Source organism: Ignavibacteriota bacterium (assembly GCA_016218045.1).
In the GTDB taxonomy this organism is placed as follows: Bacteria; Bacteroidota; Ignavibacteria; order SZUA-365; family SZUA-365; genus JACRFB01.
The window spans coordinates 170,083-193,116 of sequence record JACRFB010000013.1 but is presented as its reverse complement, the minus strand read 5'-3'; the positions used below and the strand labels follow the sequence as shown (position 1 = coordinate 193,116).

Sequence of the window (23,034 nt, the reverse complement as noted above, 5' to 3'; positions counted from 1 at the left end):
CTGATGACGGGCCCGAATCCATTGCGCGTCCTGGTATTCAGCAGGAATCGCGCCATGCAGCTCGATGCGGCCCTGCGATCTTTCTGGGCATACGCTGGAGACGTGGACGCAATGCTCTCTGTCAACGCACTCTGGAAGGCCGATCCGGGCCTCCATGCGGAGACCTACCACATTCTCACGCGGGCTGCTGAGCATACACGCATCCATTTCTTGGAGGAAAATACCTTTCGCGATCAGGTGCTCTCGTTTCTTGACGCGGACGGCTTCGTCCTGTGTATGGTTGATGATGCACTCTGGCTTCGGCCCGTACCGCTGCGCGGGGCGATGGACGCCCTCTCGCGAAATGAAAAGGTGATAGGTGTCTCTTTTCGTGTCGGCCGTAATACGGGCTATTCGTACGCGGAACGCTCGCAGCAACGTATCCCCTCCTTTCGTCATATCGGCAGCGGCCTGTACGTCTACGAATGGAAAAACGAGGAACACGACTTCGGGTATCCGCTCGAGGTGTCAGGATCGATGTACAGAAGCCGCGACCTGCACGATGTTCTCGCTGCTTCGGAATTCACGAATCCGAATGTCCTCGAGGGGCGGCTTGCGGAAGCGGCCGGCATGATGTCGTCACGGCGGCCGCTGCTGATGTGTCTCGAGACTTCCGCAACGGTGTCCCTGCCCCTGAATCGCGTTCAGAGGACGACGGCGAATCGCAGCGGAGATAAAGCGGGATATGATGCAGCGGCGCTCGCGCGGCTCTATAGGGATGGGGTGCGCATCAACATCGAGGCATACAGAGGATTCGTGCCGAATGCCTGCCATCAGGAACTGCCTCTGCGCTTTGTACCATCGGACGCGTCCGTTTCAGCCCCGGTCCCGCGTGTGTCGGTTGTCATGCCTGCGCGGAATGCGGCACCATACATCGCCGCCGCCGCCGATTCCATCTTCGCCCAGACGATGAGCGACTTCGAATTCCTCGTTGTTGAAGATGCCTCAACCGACGGTACGGGCGCCGTGCTTGACGCGATCAACGACCCGCGCCTCCGCCTGCTGCGCAACAGCACACGCCTCGGACAGGCGGCATCATTTATGCGCGGAGTGGCCGAAGCGTCCGGCACGTATATCGCGCGCATGGATGCCGACGACCTTGCGCATCCCTTGCGCCTCGAGAAACAATGCGCGTTTCTTGACGCACACCCCGATGTCGGCATTCTCGGTGCCGCGGTGCGCACCTTCGGGGATGCGTGGAACGGCGATGTGCGCTACCCGGAACAGCACGCCGATATCGCCGCGGGACTCCTCTTCCGGCCGCAGTTCGCAAATCCTGTCGTGATGTTGCGCACCTCAGTGCTCCGCTCGCACGGCGCCTTCGATTCTGCCTTCGACCTTGCGGAGGATTATGAATTCTGGCTGCGTTGCCTTCCGTTCGTTCAGTTTGCAAATCTGCCGGAGGTCCTTCTCCGCTACCGTTCGCACCCGGGGCAGGTCGGCCGCATGTTCTCGGAGGAACAGGCCGAGGTGACGCGCACCGCGCAGAACCGTGTACTTCAGCGGCTCGGAATCGATGCGACGAGGGAGGAACTTCTGCTTCACCACGCACTGGGCGCATACCTCTGGCGGTCCGATCCTGCATGGCTTGCCGCGGTCGAATCCTGGCTGCGCCGTCTCCGATCAGCGAATGATAGCTCGATGTGTTTTGATTTTCGCGCGCTCGACGCGGTGCTCGGACGCCTGTGGTTCGATGTGTGCAGGCGTGCGACGGAAGCCGGACTTGCCGCCCGCCGCATCTGGCACGCATCTCCGCTTGCCGCATTGTACCGGCCCGCCCGTCTCGATCGTGCACAATTCCTTGTTGATGCCCTCCGGAGGAAACGCAGATGAGCGCACCTCTCGTCAGCGTCCTCATCCCGCTGCACAATGCGGCGCCGTTTGTATGTGAGGCCATCTCGAGCGTTGCCGTCGCGCACCGGGCGTTTGCTCTCGAAATTCTGGTCTTCGACGATGCCTCAACGGATGACGGCGCGGATCGCGTCCGTGCACTGAATCTGCCGTACCTCCGTCTCCTCTCCTCTCCTGTGCATCAGGGGATAGTACGCGGACTCAACACGTTGCTCGGAGAGGCGCGCGGGAAATACATCGCGCGGATGGATGCCGATGATGTGGCGGATCCCCGCCGCATCGTGATCCAATCTGCGTACCTCGATGCGCATCGGGATATCGACATGTGCGGCACCTGGATGCGCAGCTTCGGCACCCCGTTCCCGGTGACATGGTCCTATCCGGAATTGCACGAGGATATTCGCGCCGAACTGTTGTTTAATCCTGCGCTCATCCACGGCACGGCCATGTTCCGCCGAGACCTGATGGAACGCTGCGACATGCGTTTCAGCGAGGATTATCCGCATGCCGAAGACTATGAGTGGATCGTGCGTCTCTCACGACACGCGCGGCTGGCGAACGTACAGCGGTCGCTGTACAACTATCGCGTCCATCCCGGTCAGACTGCGTCACGGAAGCGAGCGGAGCAACGCGCGACAACACGACGTATACAAGCGCAGCTCCTGTCGGAATTAGGTCTGCATCTCTCGGATCAATCGCAGCTCACGCACGAACAACTCGCGTACTGGCGTATACCCCGCCGGCTCGATGCGCTCGACGCGCTGCACGACTGGCTGCATGGCCTTGAGCAAGCAAATGCGCGATCCGGAGTGTACGATCCCCGCGCCCTGCGGAATATGTGCGCGCGCCGTTTTTTCCATGTGTGTGATTATTTCGCGCACGCCGGATTTGTAGCAGCCAGGCGCTTCCGATCGTTCGAACTGTACCGCGCGGCGCACGCCGGTCCTCTGCCGCGCGCGATGCAGTCGCTGCGCTGCCTCCTCCGGCGTGATGTGCCCGGTCGCGTTGACGTACCGGTGACGGAGGATCTCGTATGAACTCCTCTCCGCGTCTCAGTGTGGTCATGCCCGCATACAACGCTGGCTCGTTTATCCTGACCGCCGTTCGAAGCATTCTTGCACAAAGTCTGGGAGATCTTGAACTCCTGATCCTCGACGACGGTTCGGACGACGGGACGGAACGGATCGTTGCGGGAATACCGGATCAACGCATCCGATATCATCGCCATGAGGCGCATCGAGGCCTCGCCGCGATCAGAAACGAGGGGATGAGCATTGCGCGCGGTTCGTACATCGCCATGATGGACGCCGATGACATCTCTCATCCGCATCGTCTCGAAATGCAGGCGGCTCTGCTCGACGCTCATCCCGGCACAGGGGCCTGCGGCGTGTGGCTGCGCACCATCGACGGGCGTCGGCACACATTCCGCTACGCCGCCCATCACGACGACATTCGATGCGAAATGCTCTTCGATTCGCATATGCCCCACGGCGCCTCCATGCTGCGGGCGGATGTGGCGCGCGCGCACGCGCCGCTTTACAGCGACGTGTTCCGTTCCGCTGAGGATTACGACATGTGGACGCGTCTCGCCCCGCACACGCGCTTCGAAATCCTGCCCCGCGTCCTCTATGAATATCGGCAGCACGAAGGACAGACCTCCGCCCGACTTGCCGACAGCACTGCGCAGGCCACCCGCTCGATCCACTCGCGCCTCCTTGCCGGACTTGGCATCGAGTACGACGACGCGGATCTGGATGTACACGGTTCTATCGCGCAATGGCGTCCGCCTGACGGCGATGATGCACCTGCGCGCATTCATGCGTGGATGGTCCGTCTTCTCGAGGCCAATGCGGTACGGCACACGTACGATCAAACAGCGCTGAAGCGCTGCCTGACTCGCAGATTCTTCCGTCTCGTTCCGCGATATCCTTCCCTCACGCCCGAAATGCTCGGTGCGGCCCGACAGATGCCACTGTACCGGGAGGCCGATATCAGTTCTTCAGAGCGGATTCGATCCATGATCGGCCGGGCTCTGCGCAGGAGTCCGCAATGAGAATCGCATTTGTCGGCCGCTACCGCGAAGGTGACATCCTCTCCGGACCAGAAAAGGTCGCCCGCCGCATCTTCCAACAATTCCAACTTCGCCCCGAAGTCCACGCCGCGTTCTTCACCTATTTCTTCGACGGAAAAACGGCCTCTGCAGCGCGGAAAATCGTGGGCAGAACAACGCATCAGGACGACGCAGTGTGTACGCTTGGACTTGCGCGTTTCGCCTCGGCGCTGTCGGCCTTTCAACCCGATGTCCTGCTCGTTGCGACGTTTGAACGCTTTGTGATTTTTCCGGTGCTGTGGGCTCGTCTGCGGGGTATCCCGGTGCTGTATATCGTCCACGGTGTTGTCCGCCGGGAAAACGCCCTCTGGAGAGTGAATGCCCCGTGGTCGATGCGGGTGAAAGACGCGCTTGCGGAGAAATTCGTGTTCGCCTTGGCATCACAGTGTGTATGTGTATCTCCGCATATTCGCGGTCTTGCGGGACGGGAGTACGGCATCGATATGAACGCGCCCGTAATCCCGAATGGTGTAGACGCGGTGTTTTTCGACACACAAAACTTCGAGACGTCTCGCAGCAACAGTGGTGCGGTATTGAGAATCGCCTTCGCGGGGGATGTATCGCGTGTCGAAAAGGGCTGGAAGTTTTTCCGCGACGCGTTGGAGATGATGCGGAATCCGGCTGAAGTATCACTACTCGGGCCGTCGCCCCGGGAAACGGATCGGCCTCCGGTACCCGTGACTGTCTCTGATCCACTGCCGTCCGCAGCGCTCGCACGCTGGCTCACGGCACACGATTGTTTTGTGTGCGCAAGCAGCTTCGAAAGTTTTTCCATCGCCACGGCCGAGGCGATGGCCGCCGGTCTCCCTGTCATTGTGACGGAGGAATCGGGGATTTCGTCCATGATCAACGACCGCGGGAATGGCATCCTGGTCCGGTACGGTGACGTTCAGGGGCTTGCCGCTGCACTCGACACACTGGCTGCGGATCCCGGCGCGCGCGAGGCCCTGGGCCGCGCGGCGAGAATGACCGTGTCTCACCTCGCGTGGTCGGATATCGCCGATAGGTACCTGGAAGAATGTGCCGCTCTGATGCATCGGGGACAACGCGCATGAGAGTGCTTCATCTTGTCGATCGATGCGATCTGGCCGATGGGGCGGCAAAACACGTGCTGCTGCTCGCGCGAGAACAGAGGAGACGAGGTGATGTGGTTCTTGTCGCGACATCGGGTGGTGACGCGTTCCCAGTGTTCGAATCCTCGGGTGTGCCGTATCAGGTGATCGCGGACACCGCTCACACCAACCGCTCCATGGCTGGGTTTCTGCGGGGGGTGCGCGCGCTGCGAGCGCTTGTCGCGGAATGGAAGCCTGATATCGTACATACGCATCATTTTTACTCGGGCAATCAGATGTGGTTCGCATCACCCCGCGTGCGCGGCCGCCTTGTGCAGACGATTCACGCCGTGATCCCGCCCGCGGGACTGCTCCCGCACTGCCCCGGACGCCGCATCATCGCCGTGAGCGAGGCCGTCCGGCAGGGCTTGATCAGGCGCGATCCCGGGCTTGCGACACGTGTTACCGTCGTGCGGAATGGATCGGAGTTTGTCGGTGATGATGCACCGATGCGCGCGAGCGTGGAATATCGGACTATTGTATCCGAAAAGCGGAACCGGTTCGTGCTTGCGTTGCTTGGCAGATTGACGGAAGTAAAAGGGACACGTGTGCTCGCCGCGGCGTTGGATCTCCTCGCGCGACGGCATCCCGACGCGGGTCCGCGGGCCGATGGAAGTCGTCGCGGCATCTCTCTTCTTTGTGCCGGAACCGGATCCGACCAAAACCTGCTTCGAGACGCATGCCTGCGGTGCGGCGTGCCCGCGGTGTTTCTTCCGCCTCAACCGAATGTGCTGCCTCTCCTCGAAGCGGCTGATGTGCTCCTCCTGCCTTCTCTTCGCATGGAGGGACTGCCCATGCTTCTCGTCGAAGCCGGACTCGCGGGCACGCCCGTTATCGCCTCATGCACCGACGGCATCCCTGAACTCGTCGTCCACGAGGAACACGGGCTGCTTGTGGAACCGGGCAACGCTCCTGCCCTCGCCGACGCTATTGGGAGAATACTCGCCGACAACGCTCTGCGCGAACGACTGTCGCAGGCCCTGCGGCAGCGTGTGTATGATTCGTTTTCTGTGACCGGCATGGTTGATGGCGTGCTCCGCATTTATGAGCAGCTCGCTCCATCCACCGGCGCGCGCTAGTTTCCATTTTCATTCCCGACATCGCCTCCGTATGAACGCTCCCATCTTCGACAGTCAGGCCTGCCCCATTCCCCTCTCCGACTATCCTCGCGTCTTACTCGCGCATGGGGGAGGCGGACGGCTCTCGCGCCAGCTCATCGAGCGCCTCTTTGTTTCGGTCTTTGCGAGTCCGCTTGCGGATCGTGGACATGACGGCGCCGTCCTCGATTCGGAGTTTTCACGCTGGGCCATATCCACCGACACGTTTGTTGTGCAGCCGCTGTTTTTTCCTGGTGGAGATATTGGCGCGCTTGCCGTCAACGGTACGGTGAATGATGTGAGCATGTGCGGCGCGGCACCACGGTACCTTTCCACAGCATTCGTTATTGAAGAGGGTTTCCCGATGGAAAGCCTGTGGCGGGTGGCGCTCTCGATGAAACGCGCGGCGGATAATGCGGGGGTCTTTATCGTCACGGGCGACACGAAAGTGGTGGAGCGGGGAAAGGGCGACGGACTGTTTATCAACACGACGGGCATCGGCGTCGTACGGCCTGGTGTTGCCATTTCGCCGCGCCGCGCTGTGCCGGGTGATGTCATCGTGCTGAGCGGGATGATCGCCGAACACGGCATTGCCGTGATGTCCGTGCGTGAGGGCCTCTCGTTCGCATCGGTCATTGAAAGCGATACGCGCCCTCTGAATGCGCTGGTGGCGGGGATGCTCGACATCTGCCCCGACATACACGTCCTTCGCGATCCCACACGCGGTGGCGTGTCGAGCGCGCTCAATGAAATCGCCACCGACGCGAATGTCGGTATTCAGATCGACGAGGCGTTGATACCGATTCGCGAGGATGTACGCGGTGCGTGTGAAATTCTCGGACTCGATCCTCTGTATGTGGCGAACGAAGGAGTACTCCTCGCGATACTGCCGGAGCACGATGCGCAGCGCGTACTCGACGACATGCGTTCAAGGAAAGAAGCGCGGGCGGCGCGGATTATCGGGCGTGTGGTGGAACAACACCCCGGGACCGTCGTGATGCGGACGGCCGTCGGGGGGAACCGAGTCGTGGATATGTTGTCGGGCGAACAGCTCCCGCGGATCTGCTAAGGAAAACGACGGAGCACCGGTTCACCCACGTTCAGGTTCTCTCGAAGCCATCGTACAAATCCGTCGAGTGTAAACCAACCGACGCGCCCGTGTTCTGCGTCCGCCCTTTCGATATGGAACTCCTGCGCGGGCATGAAACCGAAGCCGATCAGATAGTACCTCTCGCCTTTCGCTGAAACACAGGCATCGAGAATCATCGACACGTGTCCGATGCCGCCACGCTCATTCTGCACGATCATATCGCCGGGGGCGGCGTTGTCGTCGTCCACCGCACTGCACCCTTTCTTGAGCGAATGGGAATTCGATCCGTTGAACGCGCGGCGCAGGAAGGCTTGGTACGACAGCCCGGAGGTGCGGAACCGCGTTTTTTTTCCGCTGTATTCGAAGAGGTATAAGGCGTCGAGCATGTTTGCGGTCTTATGATATTCGGCCCAGAAGCGCATGCAAAAATCCGCGCATTGTTCCAGATCGCGTCTGAACAACAAGGGCATGTCCACGACCGCAAGAACCGAGTAGATGCCGTTCCGTATGGTCGATCCATCAAAGCCGCGGATCTGTGTGTCACGTTTGAGCGGGAGCGCGCGAAGCCATGCACCGAACGAGGGCGCCTGTACGGCTGCCCGCGAGCAGCCGCTCGGAACGGCTATTTCACCCACCGTGCGCGGGTGATCCTGCGCACGTGCCGAGGCGAAGAGGATGATCGCGATGGAAAGTCCAACAAGGGGACGGACGGCTTTCGACATGGTATCTTGATCTTCTTGACGATGCGGCGTAACATAACACCGCACAGTATCCCGCAACAGTCGATTCCGCGCGCAGTATCACCTTTTCTTGAGATTGTATCCTCATGCCCATACTTCAAACTCTCGACGGATCGCTCACCTACGACACCTCCGGCAATCGAACCGATCCGGCGGTCCTGCTGCTCCACGGCATCCTCGGCACCTATCAATCCGAGCTCGCGCCTCTTGCCGAGCGCCTTGCGCACACGCATTACGTGGTGGGTATCGATTTTCGGATGCACGGCCGGTCGATCGCGCCGCCCGACGCTTTTTCCGTGCAGGGATTGTGTGACGATGTCCGCGCCGTTCTTCACGCCGAGGGTATCACGCAGGCGCATGTCGTCGGTTATAGTCTCGGCGGATATGTCGCGCTGCAACTTGAACGCACGGTGCCCGGAAACATCCTCTCAATCTACATGCACGGGACGAAGTTCTACTGGACCGATGCGGCCATCAATGCTTTCACCCATGCGCTCGATCCCGAGGTCATCCGCGCCAAACAACCACGCTGGGCCGACCGGCTCGAGTCGCTGCACGCGTCTCAGGGTACGGGTCATTGGCAGGACCTGTGCCGGGCGGCCTCGTCCATGATTCTTGGACTCGCCGGACACTTTCCAGAAGACGCCCTTGCATCCGTCACCGTCCCCGTATGTGTCAGTATCGGTGATCGTGATGAACTTGTACCTCTCGACGAGGCGGTTGCGCTGTTCCGCGCTCTTCCGGCGGGATCGTTGGCGGTGCTGCCTGCAACCCGTCATCCCCTCCCTTCGGCGGATGCCGACCTTCTGGCCCATCACGTGCGCAAGCATATGCTGCGCGCCGCCGTGTGACACAGCCCGCGAATCATTCGCGGAAGCGTGTGGGGTGACGCGCCACAGCCCTGTTGCATAGTCCCGCTTTTCGGTATACTTGCGCGAATGTTGCGCCAGGGCTCTCCCGCCCGTCACTCCCCTCTCCTTTCTCTGGGTGTTTGGCATGTTCCTCATGGATTCGATTTCGCAGATCGTGTCACAACCGGACTTTTCGGATGTGACTGTCCTTTTTCAAAAGGCCGGCATCAGCCTCCTGGTCGGAGCACTGGTCGGCATCGAGCGCGAGCGTTCCCTCGAAGAGCGTCACAAACTCTTTGCCGGCATTCGCACCTACCCGCTCATCGGACTCGCCGGCTTCCTTTCCGCTCTCATCGGGCACATCGTTTCACACTGGGTGCTCGTAGCTCTGGCCTCGGCGTTTTTTGGGCTTGTAATCGTGTCGTACGTCTTCGAGGCGCGAGATGGATTCTACGGCGCGACAAGCGAAGTATCCGCCGTCATCATTTTTCTGCTTGGTGCGCTGATCTACTGGGAGATGTATGCAATCTCCATCGCGGCGGGAGTGATTGTGGCCCTCTTCCTCTCGCTGAAATCACCACTCGAGGCGTTTATCAAACGCGTCAGCGAAGAAGATCTCTACGCTACGCTCAAGTTCGCCATCATCACCGCGATCATTCTCCCGGTGTTGCCGAACCAGACCTTCGGCCCCCTCGACGTACTCAATCCGCGGCACATCTGGTACATGGTGGTACTCATCGCAGGCATCAGTTTTTTCGGCTACATCCTCGTCAAGGTTTTTGGCTCCCGCAAGGGTATCGCACTGACGGGATTGCTCGGCGGACTCGTCTCGAGCACGGCGGTCACTCTCTCTTTTTCGCAGAAGAGCAAGGTTGCTCCCGAACTGGGAAAGACGTTTGCCTCTGCCATTGTTCTTGCGTGCACCATCATGTATCCGCGCATACTGATCATGATCGCCGTGACGAATCAGAAGCTCTTCCAATTCATCTGGCCCTTCGTCGCCATTCTAACCCTGGTCGGGATTGCATCGAGCGTACTGCTTCTGTTCGGCGTCCGAAAACACACCTACGACGATGTAAAGCTTGCGAATCCCTTTGAATTATTCTCGGCGATAAAATTCGGTCTGATTTTCGCGGCCATCCTGTTCGTTTCGAAAGCGGCGCAGATCTATCTCGGTGACAATGGCGTTCTACTTGCGGCGGGGCTTGCCGGCACCACCGATGTTGATGCGATCACCCTGTCCATGGCGAATCTGTCCAAAGCCGGCAGCGTCACCGATTCGGTTGCTGCAATTGCGATCATCCTCGCAATTACCGTGAATACCATTGTGAAGGCGGGTATCGCTATGTCCCTTGGCGCCGTGACGCTTCGTCGATATACACTTCCCGGCTTCGGGGCGGTATTGCTTACGGGACTCGGACTGGTTCTCTACCTGTTCCTCGGCTGAATCTTTCGGAACCGCACGCGGAGCTGGGGTGAAGTGATCGCGGAGCTATAACCTCTCGGCCTATTCCCGTACATTGTGCGGTATAGCCACGTTTGTTTCCGTATGAAGGTAACACTATGAACTTGAATATCCCCGAAATGCTCGCGAAGGTGAAGGAGATGCAGGAGCGCATGGGCGAGGCGCACGAGCGACTCCGCGCCATGGAGGTCACTGCCGAAGTGGGCGGCGGAATGGTGAAGGTGCGTGCGAATGGAAAACAGGAGCTGCTCTCTATCTCGATAGAACCGGGGGTGGTCAATCCTAACGAGATAGCCATGCTTGAGGATCTTGTCCTTGCCGCGGTCAACCGCGCCCTGGAACAATCGCGCGAACTCGCGGCGCGCGAACTCGGCAGCGCGACAAACTCGATGCTCCCATCCATTCCGGGCCTTGATCTAGGATCCCTCGGCCTCCGTTGAGTCTTTCCTCATGTTATCCACATCACCGTCTCTCGACAATCTGATCGCGCAATTCTCACGTCTGCCGGGCATCGGCCGCAAGACGGCGCAAAGACTGGCGCTGCACATTCTCAAGATCTCGCGCGAGGAAGCCGAACAGATGGCGCGCGCGCTTCTTGACGTGAAGGAAAATGTCCGCACCTGCTCGGTGTGCTGCAATATCACGGAAACCGATCCTTGTGCCATCTGCACAAGCGGGCGTCGGGATCCTGCTCTGATATGTGTCGTGGAGGAATCGACCGATGTGTTCGCCATCGAACGGACCAATGATTTTCGGGGTCTCTACCATGTGCTCGGAGGCCGGCTTTCTCCACTCGACGGCATCGGCCCCGACGACCTCCATATACACGAACTGCTCGGACGGGCGAGGGCGGGTGTCACCGAAATCATCCTCGCAATGAATCCGAACGTCGAGGGCGAGGCCACAACGCTCTACCTTTCCCGCCTCCTCACTCCGCTGGATGTGCGTGTCACGCGCATCGCCCGCGGTCTTCCCATCGGCACCGACCTCGAGTATGCGGACAACGCCACTATCAGCCGCGCGCTGGAAGGCCGCATCGCCGTTGGTTGAACACGGGTCGATTGCACCTCCCATGGCGTGGTACAAGAACTGGTTCGCTGATGCCTTGTATCTGGAAGTCTACAGCCATCGCGACGCCGATGAAGCACGGCAGGCCGTTGAACTGTTCACAACGGCGACAGGACTGCTCCCGCCCTCGCGTCTGCTCGATCTTGCCTGCGGCACTGGCCGCCACGCGTTTGAATTTGCACGCAGGGGTTATGAGGTAGTCGCAGCCGACCTGTCACAAACCCTCCTCGCTGTCGCGCATCGGAAAACAAGGCGTTATGGATCACAACTCCATCTTGTGCGAACCGACATGCGGCACGTCCCTTTCAGCCAGTGCTTTGACGGTGTCGCACAACTCTTCACGGCGTTCGGCTACTTCATCGAAGACGACGAAAACGCGGCCGTATTCCTGGAAGTGGCCGCCTGCCTGCGTCCCGATGGTTGGTACATGCTCGATTATCTGAATCCTGCCTATGTGCGATCATCGCTGCAGCCGGAAAGTGCGCGCTCGATCCCTGGGGGTATCGTACGCGAACACCGTGCGATCAGAGACGGACGCATCGAAAAAGACATCCGCATCGAACGCGAAAACGACCGGCGCCTCTACCATGAATCCGTGCGCTTGTTCGAAAGATCGGAACTCGAATCGATGCTCGCGCGCGCGGGGCTCCGCACGCTGCACGCATTTGGCGACTACCAGGGAAATCCGTTTACCCGTGTGTCCCCGCGATGTATTTTACTTGCCCGGATGGACCCATGACCAATCGCGCACTCAGATCCGTCACTCGCCGGCAATACACATGCATCGCCTCGGGTGTTTTCATTGCGGCCATGTTGGCCGGCTGTGGTCTCTTCGACACACGCGATCCCGAGCTGCCGAACACGGGCAGTGCCACCTTCACTCCGCCGACGTCGCCGGACATCGTCATCGAGAACCTGCGCAACGCGATCGCGGAACGAAACGAATCCAACTATATCCGGTGTATGCCCGACACGCTCAGCACGGGCCGTTCGTTTTCCTTCCTTCCGACCGCATCTGCCGCTGCACGGTATGCATCAGTGTTCACCGACTGGTCGCTCGCGTCCGAGAAATCGTATTTCGCGGCACTCGCCGCTCTCACACCCTCGAGCGCAGTGTCTTCACTCGCTCTGAACGGCCGGTTTACCCTCCTCGCCTCCGATTCGGCCGTCTATCAGGGCGATTACACACTCGTCTTTCCCCATGGGATCGGTGGAACGGCAGAGACCGTGCAGGGCAACCTCCAGTTCGTCTTGGCGCCGGACCGCACGTCCATCTGGAGCATTGTCCGATGGATGGATTCACCGGTGGGGAATCTCCCTTCCTGGAGTGAACTCAAGGGGCGTTTCGCGAATTGACAGACAGCGCTTCCAATATCACGCAGGCCGGCTTGCTGCTCCGTCGTCCATCGACGAAGGACGAAACGCGCGTGAACACGTTCTCTCGGCACACATCCATTTTCCGTATGCCTTTTGTCGTTTGTTTCAGTTTCTCGCTCTTGTTGCTGGGCTGTAATCCCTTTGCACCGGAGATTGATACCGGATCCGAAACGGGCGAACAACTGATATCCGACCAGATGACGGTGGATGGCGTCTTTCAGAATTTCCGCTACGCATACACATTCAAGGACACGACGATCTACGGCGGATTGCTCGCGCAGGAGTTTATCTTCAGCTACCGCGACTACGATAAACTTGTCGACCTCAGTTGGGGGCGCGACGAGGATATGCGGATTACCTCCCGCCTCTTCGAGAATGCACAAAACCTCAACCTCGTCTGGAACAATATCGTTGGCTTCTCCGGCGACTCTCTGCGCGCCAATGTGTCACGCACATTCAACCTCACCGTCACGTTCAATCCAAGCGACATCGTCCGCGTTGATGGCCGGGTGAGTCTCGACCTGCGCCGTTCATCGACTCTGCAACCATGGAAAATGACCCTCTGGAAGGACGAATCGAATTTTTAACGGAGGATTAACCCGCGGAAACGAAAAAAATTCCGACTCGATGCGCAGAAAAGAATTGAAGCGATGGAATGATTCATCCTCATGTATTTTCTTGGATCGAGTTTTTCCATTACAGAAGTGAAGAATATTCCTGGTCCCGCCGCAGTTATTTCGAGATATCTGTATTCGGAGTAATCAGACATTCCCGACATCAGATGATCCAATTATTGCGCGGTATAATTCCGACCGGTACTTTTGCACCAGCATTACTGTAGAACCTCCACGAAGCACCCACAAATATCAGGTACCTTTCATGCTGACAATCACTGAAGACTGCATCAACTGCAACGCGTGCATCGACGAATGTCCGAACAACGCGATTTACGCGGCGGGCGAATCCTACACGATCGACGGCCAGACTCATCCTCCCCTGTCCGATGAATACACGTTCATCGTGAACGAACTATGCAAGATGTGCGAAGGCTACAGCGAGACGCCGTCGTGTCAAACGGCCTGCCCGTCTGACGCAGTCATTCTGAACTGACTTTTACCCCGTCCTCTGTCCATCGCGGACGGAGGGCCCCCCCGACGCCGGTGCGTTCCCCGCGCACCGGCGTATATTTTTTCCATGAATGCACATCCGATGAACGACCACCAGCGCGGACTCTCCCTCTCATATTTCACCGCGGGGTATAATCTCGCCGAGGCGGCCGCTTCCGTCGGATTCGGCGCGGCGGCGGCAAGCATCGCCCTCATCGGATTCGGCATCGACAGTGTGGTCGAAACACTTTCTGCAGGCATCCTCATCTGGCGCCTTCGCGGACACGCGTCACTGACGCCGGAGCAGGCAGAGAGGAGGGAGAAGCTGGCGGTTCGATTCGTTGGACTTTCCTTCCTTCTCCTTGGCGCGTGGGTAGCGTATGAGTCCGTTGAAAAACTTCTTGTAAACGAAGCGCCTGCCACTTCTCTGCCCGGCATCGTCATCGCAGCTCTCTCGCTGATTGTCATGCCCGTCCTTGCAAAGAAGAAACGCGAGGTAGGAAAGAGAATTGGGAGCCGCGCCCTGCTCGCGGATGCCAAGGAAACGCTTGCATGCGCGTGGCTCTCGCTCGCTCTGTTGATCGGCCTCGGAGCCCATTCGCTTTTCGGATTCTGGCAGGCCGATCCACTTGCCGCTTTGGTTATTACCGTGTTCCTGTTCCGCGAGGGTTGGGAAAATGTGCGCGGTGAGGAGTGTGACGACGGATGTGACGCCCACTAAGGCGTGCCCTCCTCGCGATGTCCCCCGACCGAATCGTGCGGCGCGTTCCTTCTGAGGTAATCCCTCCGCCGCATTGTGCTCAACCGCACAGCAAGTTCTACTCGGAAAATGAAAACCCCCTCGTCATGAGGGGGTTTCGTGTATCTGCTGCTGCTGCCGGACCTTTTTCAGAGCGGCCTCCACTGCGGGACTCTGTTAAATATCTTTGCCGTCCTTTTTTTCCGTACGGATGATAATCCGTTTTTCACCACCGCCTTCGCCGGACTTGGGTGTGACAGTGACGCGTTTGCGCACCACACCGGGGCCGTCACTCTCTTCCTCCACACGCACGTCCAAATCCTTGAGCGACTCCTGCAGTTCCTTCAGATCGGCGCCTTCACCTATTCTCTGAATATCGATGTTCACATCCGGTATCGAAATGTCAAATGCCTCGTCATCATCACCCTCGCCGTTCCATTGCATGATCCCGCTTCCTGGCGAATGGAAAAAGAACATGTTATCCTTTTCTTCCTCGCCAGCCGCTTCGAGATTCAGCGTCAATTTTTCGCCCTTGCGAATTACCTCGCAGGGGATGCTTTCACCCTTGTCAAAGGCGCCGAAAACACTGCGGAAATCTCCGGCATCTTCGATGGTCTTTTTTCCTGCGCGCAGCACAACGTCGCCAGCTTTGAAGCCGGCCTTCTCCGCGGCGCTCTCTTTCTTCACTTCCGTGACTAGCACACCCTTGCCATCCGTTGTACCGAAATATGCGCCGAGTTGTTCGTTTAACTCGAGCAGTTTCATCCCGTACACGCCTGAAGACGCGGAGCTGCGGAAGTGCATCGCGCGCGGAGGCATGGGAGGCGTTGGGGCACCCGGCGGGAGCGTGATGCTGTATCGGCGCGATTTCTCGCGATACGCGTCCGCGAGTGCAAAGGCGTCCTTTTTCTGCTCGGTAAGTGTCGCACTCAGGGTTTTTTTCTCATCATCCCGGAAAACGACCACATTCACTTTTTTCCCGACTCCGGCATCCTTCACCGCCTTTTGCAGATCCTCGGCATCGGAAATTTTTTTTCCGTCGAATTCAATAACAACGTCGCCTTCCTGAAAGCCCGCCTCTGCCGCGGGACTATCATCGATAACGTCATCGATGTAGGCTCCGGTCGACGTTTTCAAATCTTCCTCACCCTTCAGTTCCTTTGTCACGCTTTTTAACGCGACTCCGAGCCATGCACCTTTTGCTGCGGAAATCGTTTCGATTTTTTTCTTTTCCTTCTTCACTTGTGCCGATGCCGTCTGTACCCCCGATCCTGCCAGGCACAGCGATATGGCCGCGAGAAACAGAATTGTTTTCATTGTAGTGTCTCCTCTTGCTACGGTTCGATGAAGGTCAATACGCCTATCCTGAAGCATCATTAGACGTTGCATGGCGGCATTTGTTCCCGCATCCATCCTGAGCACGGTCCGCCGGGCCGTCGCCGGGTGCACTGAACGACCGTCACGCAGCGCTCTACAGCGGGAATGCGTGATTTCGTCCTGGGAAGCTACATTGCGATTCACCGATCTCTTGTGCAACCGTTCTGACATCTATCACGTCTAATCCCCTGTATGACGATGACTGCCACTGTCACTGAGACAGGGAAACGATCCCTGCCGAACATGCCCGGCGATGTGCTCGACCGTTGCCGGCAGGGCGATATCGCCGCCTTCGAACAAGTGTACCAACTCTTTAAACGTCCCATGTACTCGCTCGCATACAATTTCCATGGCAACCGATTCGACGCGGAGGACTCCGTCCAGGACGCCTTCATTGCCATGTATCGCGGAATTCACAGCTTCAAGGGCGATTCCGCATTCGGGACCTGGCTCTATCGTATACTCCTGAATGCCTGCATCAACCGCAAGCGCCGCGAGCGGCACTTCGAGGAACACGCGGATTATGCCTCTGAACACATGCACCCCTCCGATCCGGACCGCCCTGATGTCGACGTCATTCTCCGCGACACCTTGCAGCGTGAAATTGCTACGCTTCCGGCCTTGCAACGAGCGGTGTTCCTGCTGTTTGCAACCGAAGGATTCACACACCCCGAGATTGCCGACACGCTGAAGATCCCTGTCGGTACATCGAAGTCGCATTATCATCGGGCGAAGGAAGAGTTAAAGAAAAGATTGTCGAGGTTGGGCATCAAACAGCGGGAGATGCACGGATGAAAGACGATTGGAACAGAAGCGATCTCGATCGAGTAATCGATGACGCAGCCGCGAAGTTGCCGCGCGTGGATCCGCCCGAACACTTGTGGAAACGGATCGAAACGGATCTGCGCGAAGTGCAGAGGCAGGATGGCACCGAGTCCTCGCACACCCCGCGCTGGCTTGGGCTGCGCTTGTTGTTTGCGTCCCGACCCCGGATCGCTCTGGCCGGGTACGCGGTGATTCTTCTGCTTGGTCTCACTGCGGCGGTGTATCTCCTCACATCCCGCCTCGATGTCGCGGAACAGGACATCGCCGCTCCGCTCGAATCGAATCAGTTGATGGAAGAGGCACGCGACGACATCGACCAGGCCATGTTTTTTTATGAACGTGCGATAGAAAAACTCACGGTGCTCGCTGAGCGTAACGAGAAAAACCTCGATCCGGAATATGTCGCGGTGCAGAAGGAAAAAATCGCGTCGCTGCACACCGCGATCACCGAGTGTAAATCTGCATTGGGACAGAACCGCTACCACCCCGATGTGCAGCAGTATCTGCTCACCGCCTATATCGACCTGCAGAACACATTGCAGGAAATGGCCTCGAAGAATCAATCACTGTAGCCGTATAGAGGCGCCATTATGAACACGACATTGATGTTCCGCATCTTTCCACTGCTTTGCCTCATCACCCTGATCTTTTCTCCCTTCGCGTCTGCGCAGAAATTTGAGCGCAAAGTCGAAAAACATTTCGAGGTGCAGGCGAATCCGACTGTGCGCGTCGAAAGCAAGTTCGGCCCCGTTACAATCAAGGGTACTGAGTCGTCGATTGTGGACGTAAAAGTGCATATCACGGTCGAGGATGACGACTATGAAAATGCAAAAGAACGTGCCGAAGACGTCGACGTTGTGATCGACGGATCCCGCAATGAGGTTCGCGTTGAAGTGGATTGGGACGGCTCCCGTTCAAACAGCGGGAAGCAGTCCATGAATGCGAGTATCGTTGTCTCCGTTCCCAAAAGGTCCGTTCTCGATATCGCAAATAAATTCGGCAGCATCACCGTCGCGGATGTTGAAGGTTCGGTGTCGGTGCAGGCGCAATTTGGCTCGATAGAGATAACACGGTGCGCCAATGTGGAGGCGAAGAATTCTTTCGGAAACACCACGCTGGGTTCCATCAAAGGCGCATTCAAGGTCGAAAGCAAAAACGGAAAGGTCCGCGCCTACGATGTTCCTGGCGGAGAAATCTCGAATGCGTTCGGAGCGATAGAAGTATCGGATGCGAGCGGCCCGGTGTCGCTCCTGGGTCGCATGGGCAGCATCACGGCGAAGAATATTCCGGGTGGACGCATACAGAATTCATACGGCAGCACTGCCGTGTCCCTCGTGCGTGATTTCACGGGTGTCATCGAGGCGAAAACGCGTTTTGGGGATGTGGAGAGTGATTATCCGCTCCAGCCCCGCAACAATAATCGGGAAACGCGATATGGACCAACTCCGGAAGATCTCATAGGCCGTGTAGGCAACGGATCGGGGAAGCTGTCCGTGTTGAACGAGTTCGGTGATATTACGATCCGTAAACGCTGAACTCTCTCAGCACCGAGATTTCTTCTCACTTGACCGTGATGAGCCGTTCCAAGGTCGGCTCCAGTCGTGACCCCCGCAGTTCATCGTCTTCGGCTATGATGCGCCCTTCGGGATCAAGAAGTATCTGCCGGGGAATGTTCTGGACACCGAAGACCTCCGACACATAGTCGCCAAAACCGCGTTCCACCATCGCATGCAGCCAGGGCATCGGGTGATGTTTGGCTCGGAAGCGCCGCACGTGCTGGGCGGTCTTGTCAAAGGACAGACTGACGATTTCGAAGTTGTGCCGTTTGAATTTGTCGTACGCACGAGCCAGCTCAGGGATCTCCTCCACGCAGGGCGGGCACCACGTGGCCCAGAAATCCAGCAGAACTGTCTTTCCCCGCAGCGATTCTTTCGAAATGAGCTGCGTGCTATCATCCAGCGACACCAGCGCGAAGTGGGGAGCGGCAGTCTGCGCATCAGCAGGTGATGCCCAATTGGCTGCGATCATCAGGATGATGAATCCCACCCGGTTCGAAAAATAAAGTCGTGAACGCTCCATCGCGAGATTAGATGCCTGGACCAGCCGAATACGCGCTTACTCGATCGCGATCCCAAGATCGTTCGACATGCGCGACAAGCTGGGCTTCAGCGTGATGAACACGGCAATGAGCAACACGGCGATGCCGAGAAACAGCGGCGATGCCGTGATGGTATATCCGGCGAGTGCGATAAGAGTGGGTGCCTCGTACACCGCGTATCTGATGATGTTTAATGTCATATACGCGCGGAGCCGCATCCCTATGTCTTCCTGTTGCCGGATCCGTTCCACGCGCGCAGAAAATAAAACGCTTGTACTGGCAATCGCTCCGAGAGCAACAGTGGCCACGACCACGAGCAGAGTTGTCCGAATCCCAAGCGACACGTCGACACTCCCCGAGGGAATGATGAAATACACGACGGCGCCGAATATGATCTGACCCGTCAGCAGGGCAAAATACACGAGAGAAAGTTGTCGCGCGGCGAGCTGTGGATCGGAGGGGAGCATTGTGTGTGCCATGAGTCGATAGAGGGACGGGTGAGGATGCCGCTACAAGGCGCGATTTCCGGTAATATAATCCCGTAAGTAATGAATCGTAACTGCGCCTTCCTGTAATTGCGATTTCACAAGGTCTCCGATCGAGATCATCCCTGCGATGAGTTCTCCGTCAAGCACGGGCAGATGTCTGATATGGGCCTCTGTAAGGACGGCCATTGAGTGTTCGACCTCGTCATCCGATCGGCCGACAATCAATTCCCGCGTCATTATTTCGGACACAAGGGTCGTATTCACGAGACAGGCATCCCGACGGCACAATCGGAGTACGTCTCGTTCGGTGATGATGCCGACCGGGCTAAGGTTCTCGACGACCAGGAGGGCGCCGATATTATGCTCGACAAGAAGCTCCACGGCTTCTTTGACCGTCTTGTCTGGCGCAACGGAGTGAACGTGTGACCCTTTGGCGCGCAGTATGTTGTGCAGATGCATGACGTGGCTCCTTTCTCGAGGGCGATTGCGGGATGCCGCGCGCTCTGGAACCGGCGCGGTGATGGCGTAAGGTACGGGGCTGAAATCGTCTTACATGGAATGTACAATCTCCCGACTCCAGAGCGCAAGGAAATTCATGGATGATTCTGTTTCGAGTGTGGAAAAGAGTACCTACGGTGAAACAGTCCGCCTTCGTCAGCGTAAGCGGGGCATGATTCATCCACGCACGATCACAACCGCTGTTGCACAATGAAACGACTTGTCCCTTTTCTCGCACTCATGATCCTCGCAGTACCAGCGTTTGCACAGCAGGAAACCTTGTTCGGCGGAGAATTCAGCTCCGGTGGATTCGGCGGCCCTGTCGTAAAGTTTACACCCATCCGTGGAGAGCTCGGCATACTCGTCGGTGGATATGGAGGGTGGCTCATCAATCACCAGTTCATGATCGGTGGTGGAGGATATGGACTCGTGAATAATGTCCGCGCAAGCACCGAGGCGGAAGCTCTGTACGCACGGCCAAACCGACCTCTGTATGTCGAATTCGGATATGGCGGACTCATGCTCGAGTATATCGTTGAACCGTCCAAACTCGTGCACTTCAATGTCCAATGCCTTATCGGAGCGGGCGGCGTCCGCTACCGCGAAGACTGGTACGACGATTTGTTTGATGACAATCCGGACTATTTCCACTCCCGCACGCATGACGCAGTGTTTGTTGCGGAACCAGCGGTGAATGTAGAGGTGAATATGACGACCTGGATGCGCGTCTCGGCTGGTGCGAGCTACCGCTATGTAAATGGTGTTGGAGAATTGGGTGGACTTTCGAACAAGGACTTGAGTAATTTTTCTGGATCGTTGGCGTTGAAATTCGGTCTCTTCTAAACTGTCCGTTTCGCAGTTATGGATTGCAGGGTCGCCCGCGGGTGACCCTGTTTTATTTCTAGTACCTCTTCGCCCACCTTTGAGAGTCCCGAAGCGTCTCTGCCATTTTTCGCCCAAACTGCAATGATCCATCGAACTACTGCGATTTTCTGGCTGCTACTCACACTGTCGGCTGCGGCCCAATGGTATCCGTTCCAACGATACGGGCTCGAACTCGGCCTGAGCGACTCGTCGGTCCTTGCACTTGCACAGGATTCACGCGGTTTTGTCTGGATCGGTACTTCGGGCGGAGGACTACTCCGCTACGATGGGATGGATATTGTTCCGTTCTCGAACCGCCGCACGGCCATTCCACGGACGATCACAGCCGCCTGTACTGCCGGGTCGGAGTTGTATATCGGAACCGACAGCGGCATGAAGGTTCTTCGCCTTCGAGCCGATGCGAAGGATTCTCTTGATGCCCGGGCAACGGCCAAGGCTTCTGTCATTCGGGGACGAATCCATGCTCTTCAAAAAACTCCCGATGGACGGATCCACGTGCGCGCAGAGTCTGGGATGTGGTACATCGATATCAGGAACGGGGTTGTCGTTCGATCGAGAGACTCGCTTGTTTTCACAGTACGCAGGCCTGCCGCAACTTTTACAGGAACGTCGCGAGCCGTTGCACGTGACGGAAGCGGCCGGTTCTGGTATGCGACTGATCGAGGGCTGTTGTGCGAGGACGCAGCACAATCAATGCTCTATGATCCCATGAATGGACTCGACATGACGGACCTGTATTGCGTGCTTGCCGACCGTGAAGGAAGCATATGGTGTGGTGGTGCCGGCGGTTTACGCCGCATATCTCCGGGAAGGACGCAGGTGTTTGCACCGGGCGCCGGTTTGCCGCTCGAGACAGGCACAGTGCTGCGTTCAGCATTCGGACCGGATGGTAGTGTGTGGTTCTGCACCAGCTCGGGCCTGTGGCGATGGAAGGCGGGACGTATTTCTCTCTTCGCTTCTACCGATAGAATCCCCGGCGGAGTTCAACACGTGATCCCGCGCGGGCCCGACCAATTGCTCTTCGGGTCGTGGATGGGCCTTACGCTTATGGATCAGCAACGCTCCTCCACACTGTCACGAGCACAAGGCCTTCCATCAGATACGATCACCGCGCTTCTCGAATCGTCGCGCGGCGGATTCTGGATTGGGACCCCGGAGGGTCTCGTGCGATGGAAAAGTGACACGATGCGGATGCTCACCATTCGCGATGGCCTTCCTTCGAACTTTGTGTCGCATATCGCGGAAGACGCCAGCGGTGATGTGTGGGTTGCAACCCCGAATGGCGCCTGCCTCATTTCACGTGCGGCCAATGAAGAAGTGATCCACTTGAAACAGTTTTCTGGGATAGACATTGTATCCGTGTTTGTGGATCGTCAGAACAATGCCTGGTTCGGAACATCGAACGACGGAGTCTATTCCCTGCGCGTTGACGGTATCCTGCATCTTACCCACCGCGATGGACTTGCCGCCGATCACGTCACCAGCATCACGCAGGACCGGCATGGTACCCTGTACCTCGGCACACCGCGCGGAATATCGGCCCTCCCGGAAGCCAACGTGGAGAGGTATATGCAGACCGACTCATCTCTCTCATGGCATCAACAATCCGTTGTCACAATGCTGCCTTTCCTCAGAATGACAGGCATGTTTCCAGTCGGTACTGCGCAGGACCTCCCGGCGCCCGCCATCATGCGCAACGGCATGTATGGCGCACCCTCAGGACAACTGTTCATCACGACGGCAGACGGGGTTGCTGTATTGTCGCCGCGGGCTCCTGGAAAGCGCGATTCCACTGTCCCGCGTATCATCTTGCATGAAGTACGCATTGGAGATCGAGAGGCGAAACAGACAGGCACACTCGTCCTGGAGCCCGATGAGGAGGTCGTTCGTGTGCATGTTCTGCTTCCTACATACCGAAATCCCGGTCAACGGCGTTTTATCTACAGACTCGAAGGCTTCGAATATGTCTGGCATGAATCGAGCGACGGCCGCATCGTTATATCTGGACTATCCCCGGGGTCCTACCAGTTGGTAATCCGGGCAGGCATTGGTGAGGGCGTGTGGACAGAAGACCTAATCCTTGACATCGAGATGCGGTCCACGCTGTCCGACACCATTCTCTTCAAAGCGCTGGCCCTGTTGCTGGCCGCTGCGCTTGGGTATGCCGCGCGTTCGTCGTTTGTGGCACTGCGCCAACGTCCCCACTGATCGTGGTTGG

25 protein-coding genes are annotated in these 23,034 nt (G+C 57.9%); 20 read left to right on the top strand and 5 right to left on the bottom strand.

The window, feature by feature from the left end; genetic code table 11:
- The first annotated feature begins 3 nt into the window (after nt 1-3).
- Genes HY962_04775 through hypE form a run of 6 tightly spaced genes read left to right on the top strand, consistent with a single transcriptional unit; the run spans nt 4 to nt 7,278 of the window.
- Complete coding sequence (locus tag HY962_04775) at nt 4-1,872, top strand: glycosyltransferase (GenBank protein ID MBI5646226.1); 1,869 nt, start codon at nt 4-6, stop codon at nt 1,870-1,872.
- The gene (locus tag HY962_04770) at nt 1,869-2,927 is read left to right on the top strand and encodes a glycosyltransferase family 2 protein (GenBank protein ID MBI5646225.1); all 1,059 of its coding nucleotides are present in this window, start codon (nt 1,869-1,871) and stop codon (nt 2,925-2,927) included. The genes HY962_04775 and HY962_04770 overlap by 4 nt, the downstream gene beginning before the upstream one ends.
- Complete coding sequence (locus tag HY962_04765) at nt 2,924-3,943, top strand: glycosyltransferase family 2 protein (protein MBI5646224.1); 1,020 nt, start codon at nt 2,924-2,926, stop codon at nt 3,941-3,943. The genes HY962_04770 and HY962_04765 overlap by 4 nt, the downstream gene beginning before the upstream one ends.
- Nucleotides 3,940-5,055 carry a glycosyltransferase family 4 protein gene (locus tag HY962_04760; protein ID MBI5646223.1) on the top strand — a complete coding sequence of 372 codons (1,116 nt, stop codon included), beginning with the start codon at nt 3,940-3,942 and terminating at the stop codon, nt 5,053-5,055. The genes HY962_04765 and HY962_04760 overlap by 4 nt, the downstream gene beginning before the upstream one ends.
- The gene (locus tag HY962_04755; protein MBI5646222.1) at nt 5,052-6,191 is read left to right on the top strand and encodes a glycosyltransferase family 4 protein; all 1,140 of its coding nucleotides are present in this window, start codon (nt 5,052-5,054) and stop codon (nt 6,189-6,191) included. Before HY962_04760 ends, HY962_04755 begins: the two co-directional genes overlap by 4 nt.
- 31 nt (nt 6,192-6,222) lie before the next feature.
- Nucleotides 6,223-7,278 (top strand): hydrogenase expression/formation protein HypE, encoded by a 1,056-nt coding sequence (gene hypE / locus HY962_04750; GenBank protein MBI5646221.1) that lies wholly within the window; start codon nt 6,223-6,225, stop codon nt 7,276-7,278.
- Here the strand turns inward: hypE and HY962_04745 are convergent.
- The gene (locus HY962_04745; GenBank protein ID MBI5646220.1) at nt 7,275-8,021 is read right to left on the bottom strand and encodes a hypothetical protein; all 747 of its coding nucleotides are present in this window, start codon (nt 8,019-8,021) and stop codon (nt 7,275-7,277) included. The two genes, hypE and HY962_04745, sit on opposite strands and share 4 nt — an antisense overlap.
- A 104-nt stretch (nt 8,022-8,125) precedes the next feature.
- Between HY962_04745 and HY962_04740 the strand changes: the two genes are divergently transcribed.
- From HY962_04740 to HY962_04700, 9 genes are all read left to right on the top strand, one after another.
- Nucleotides 8,126-8,890, top strand: a complete 765-nt coding sequence (locus HY962_04740; GenBank protein MBI5646219.1) for an alpha/beta fold hydrolase — start codon at nt 8,126-8,128, stop codon at nt 8,888-8,890.
- Nucleotides 8,891-9,044: 154 nt separating this feature from the next.
- A complete protein-coding gene (locus HY962_04735; GenBank protein ID MBI5646218.1) occupies nt 9,045-10,337 on the top strand; it encodes an MgtC/SapB family protein in 1,293 nt (430 codons plus the stop codon).
- Nucleotides 10,338-10,453: 116 nt separating this feature from the next.
- Nucleotides 10,454-10,795, top strand: coding sequence for a YbaB/EbfC family nucleoid-associated protein (locus HY962_04730; protein ID MBI5646217.1), 342 nt, complete (start codon nt 10,454-10,456; stop codon nt 10,793-10,795).
- A 10-nt stretch (nt 10,796-10,805) separates the two neighbouring features.
- Nucleotides 10,806-11,405, top strand: coding sequence for a recombination protein RecR (gene recR / locus HY962_04725; GenBank protein MBI5646216.1), 600 nt, complete (start codon nt 10,806-10,808; stop codon nt 11,403-11,405).
- Nucleotides 11,406-11,427: 22 nt separating this feature from the next.
- Nucleotides 11,428-12,162: a methyltransferase domain-containing protein gene (locus HY962_04720; protein MBI5646215.1), complete on the top strand. Its 735-nt coding sequence runs from the start codon at nt 11,428-11,430 to the stop codon at nt 12,160-12,162.
- Nucleotides 12,159-12,779: a hypothetical protein gene (locus HY962_04715; GenBank protein ID MBI5646214.1), complete on the top strand. Its 621-nt coding sequence runs from the start codon at nt 12,159-12,161 to the stop codon at nt 12,777-12,779. Before HY962_04720 ends, HY962_04715 begins: the two co-directional genes overlap by 4 nt.
- A 107-nt stretch (nt 12,780-12,886) precedes the next feature.
- Entirely contained in the window at nt 12,887-13,387 is a 501-nt protein-coding gene (locus tag HY962_04710; GenBank protein MBI5646213.1) for a hypothetical protein, read from the top strand.
- Nucleotides 13,388-13,679: 292 nt separating this feature from the next.
- Entirely contained in the window at nt 13,680-13,910 is a 231-nt protein-coding gene (locus HY962_04705) for a 4Fe-4S binding protein (protein ID MBI5646212.1), read from the top strand.
- A gap of 84 nt (nt 13,911-13,994) precedes the next feature.
- Nucleotides 13,995-14,627, top strand: coding sequence for a cation transporter (locus tag HY962_04700; GenBank protein ID MBI5646211.1), 633 nt, complete (start codon nt 13,995-13,997; stop codon nt 14,625-14,627).
- Between the two features lie 195 nt (nt 14,628-14,822).
- Here the strand turns inward: HY962_04700 and HY962_04695 are convergent, their stop codons facing one another.
- Nucleotides 14,823-15,962 carry a PDZ domain-containing protein gene (locus tag HY962_04695; protein ID MBI5646210.1) on the bottom strand — a complete coding sequence of 380 codons (1,140 nt, stop codon included), beginning with the start codon at nt 15,960-15,962 and terminating at the stop codon, nt 14,823-14,825.
- Nucleotides 15,963-16,220: 258 nt separating this feature from the next.
- Here HY962_04695 and HY962_04690 point away from each other — a divergent pair, with 258 nt between their 5' ends.
- Genes HY962_04690 through HY962_04680 form a run of 3 tightly spaced genes read left to right on the top strand, consistent with a single transcriptional unit; the run spans nt 16,221 to nt 18,382 of the window.
- On the top strand, nt 16,221-16,817 hold the full coding sequence (locus HY962_04690; GenBank protein ID MBI5646209.1) for an RNA polymerase sigma factor: 597 nt from the start codon (nt 16,221-16,223) through the stop codon (nt 16,815-16,817).
- Entirely contained in the window at nt 16,814-17,419 is a 606-nt protein-coding gene (locus tag HY962_04685) for an anti-sigma factor (GenBank protein ID MBI5646208.1), read from the top strand. The genes HY962_04690 and HY962_04685 overlap by 4 nt, the downstream gene beginning before the upstream one ends.
- Nucleotides 17,420-17,437: 18 nt before the next feature.
- Entirely contained in the window at nt 17,438-18,382 is a 945-nt protein-coding gene (locus tag HY962_04680) for a DUF4097 family beta strand repeat protein (protein MBI5646207.1), read from the top strand.
- 25 nt (nt 18,383-18,407) lie between these two features.
- Here HY962_04680 and HY962_04675 read toward each other — a convergent pair whose 3' ends face one another.
- From HY962_04675 to HY962_04665, 3 genes are read right to left on the bottom strand one after another with little or no spacing between them, the layout of a single operon-like run.
- The gene (locus HY962_04675) at nt 18,408-18,926 is read right to left on the bottom strand and encodes a TlpA family protein disulfide reductase (protein MBI5646206.1); all 519 of its coding nucleotides are present in this window, start codon (nt 18,924-18,926) and stop codon (nt 18,408-18,410) included.
- Between the two features lie 36 nt (nt 18,927-18,962).
- The gene (locus HY962_04670) at nt 18,963-19,424 is read right to left on the bottom strand and encodes a hypothetical protein (protein ID MBI5646205.1); all 462 of its coding nucleotides are present in this window, start codon (nt 19,422-19,424) and stop codon (nt 18,963-18,965) included.
- 30 nt (nt 19,425-19,454) lie between these two features.
- On the bottom strand, nt 19,455-19,892 hold the full coding sequence (locus tag HY962_04665) for a CBS domain-containing protein (GenBank protein MBI5646204.1): 438 nt from the start codon (nt 19,890-19,892) through the stop codon (nt 19,455-19,457).
- A gap of 249 nt (nt 19,893-20,141) precedes the next feature.
- Between HY962_04665 and HY962_04660 the strand changes: the two genes are divergently transcribed.
- Both HY962_04660 and HY962_04655 read left to right on the top strand, forming a co-directional pair.
- The gene (locus HY962_04660; GenBank protein ID MBI5646203.1) at nt 20,142-20,774 is read left to right on the top strand and encodes a hypothetical protein; all 633 of its coding nucleotides are present in this window, start codon (nt 20,142-20,144) and stop codon (nt 20,772-20,774) included.
- A 123-nt stretch (nt 20,775-20,897) separates the two neighbouring features.
- Nucleotides 20,898-23,024 carry a hypothetical protein gene (locus HY962_04655; GenBank protein MBI5646202.1) on the top strand — a complete coding sequence of 709 codons (2,127 nt, stop codon included), beginning with the start codon at nt 20,898-20,900 and terminating at the stop codon, nt 23,022-23,024.
- The last annotated feature ends 10 nt before the right edge of the window (nt 23,025-23,034 follow it).

Bases quoted from the DNA above. Each gene is read 5' to 3' on its own strand.
- HY962_04775 (MBI5646226.1), top strand. From the start codon at position 4: ATGACGGGCCCGAATCCATTGCGCGTCCTGGTATTCAGCAGGAATCGC.
- HY962_04770 (MBI5646225.1), top strand. From the start codon at position 1,869: ATGAGCGCACCTCTCGTCAGCGTCCTCATCCCGCTGCACAATGCGGCG.
- HY962_04765 (MBI5646224.1), top strand. From the start codon at position 2,924: ATGAACTCCTCTCCGCGTCTCAGTGTGGTCATGCCCGCATACAACGCT.
- HY962_04760 (MBI5646223.1), top strand. From the start codon at position 3,940: ATGAGAATCGCATTTGTCGGCCGCTACCGCGAAGGTGACATCCTCTCC.
- HY962_04755 (MBI5646222.1), top strand. From the start codon at position 5,052: ATGAGAGTGCTTCATCTTGTCGATCGATGCGATCTGGCCGATGGGGCG.
- hypE (MBI5646221.1), top strand. From the start codon at position 6,223: ATGAACGCTCCCATCTTCGACAGTCAGGCCTGCCCCATTCCCCTCTCC.
- HY962_04745 (MBI5646220.1), bottom strand. From the start codon at position 8,021: ATGTCGAAAGCCGTCCGTCCCCTTGTTGGACTTTCCATCGCGATCATC.
- HY962_04740 (MBI5646219.1), top strand. From the start codon at position 8,126: ATGCCCATACTTCAAACTCTCGACGGATCGCTCACCTACGACACCTCC.
- HY962_04735 (MBI5646218.1), top strand. From the start codon at position 9,045: ATGGATTCGATTTCGCAGATCGTGTCACAACCGGACTTTTCGGATGTG.
- HY962_04730 (MBI5646217.1), top strand. From the start codon at position 10,454: ATGAACTTGAATATCCCCGAAATGCTCGCGAAGGTGAAGGAGATGCAG.
- recR (MBI5646216.1), top strand. From the start codon at position 10,806: ATGTTATCCACATCACCGTCTCTCGACAATCTGATCGCGCAATTCTCA.
- HY962_04720 (MBI5646215.1), top strand. From the start codon at position 11,428: ATGGCGTGGTACAAGAACTGGTTCGCTGATGCCTTGTATCTGGAAGTC.
- HY962_04715 (MBI5646214.1), top strand. From the start codon at position 12,159: ATGACCAATCGCGCACTCAGATCCGTCACTCGCCGGCAATACACATGC.
- HY962_04710 (MBI5646213.1), top strand. From the start codon at position 12,887: ATGCCTTTTGTCGTTTGTTTCAGTTTCTCGCTCTTGTTGCTGGGCTGT.
- HY962_04705 (MBI5646212.1), top strand. From the start codon at position 13,680: ATGCTGACAATCACTGAAGACTGCATCAACTGCAACGCGTGCATCGAC.
- HY962_04700 (MBI5646211.1), top strand. From the start codon at position 13,995: ATGAATGCACATCCGATGAACGACCACCAGCGCGGACTCTCCCTCTCA.
- HY962_04695 (MBI5646210.1), bottom strand. From the start codon at position 15,962: ATGAAAACAATTCTGTTTCTCGCGGCCATATCGCTGTGCCTGGCAGGA.
- HY962_04690 (MBI5646209.1), top strand. From the start codon at position 16,221: ATGACTGCCACTGTCACTGAGACAGGGAAACGATCCCTGCCGAACATG.
- HY962_04685 (MBI5646208.1), top strand. From the start codon at position 16,814: ATGAAAGACGATTGGAACAGAAGCGATCTCGATCGAGTAATCGATGAC.
- HY962_04680 (MBI5646207.1), top strand. From the start codon at position 17,438: ATGAACACGACATTGATGTTCCGCATCTTTCCACTGCTTTGCCTCATC.
- HY962_04675 (MBI5646206.1), bottom strand. From the start codon at position 18,926: ATGGAGCGTTCACGACTTTATTTTTCGAACCGGGTGGGATTCATCATC.
- HY962_04670 (MBI5646205.1), bottom strand. From the start codon at position 19,424: ATGGCACACACAATGCTCCCCTCCGATCCACAGCTCGCCGCGCGACAA.
- HY962_04665 (MBI5646204.1), bottom strand. From the start codon at position 19,892: ATGCATCTGCACAACATACTGCGCGCCAAAGGGTCACACGTTCACTCC.
- HY962_04660 (MBI5646203.1), top strand. From the start codon at position 20,142: ATGAAACGACTTGTCCCTTTTCTCGCACTCATGATCCTCGCAGTACCA.
- HY962_04655 (MBI5646202.1), top strand. From the start codon at position 20,898: ATGATCCATCGAACTACTGCGATTTTCTGGCTGCTACTCACACTGTCG.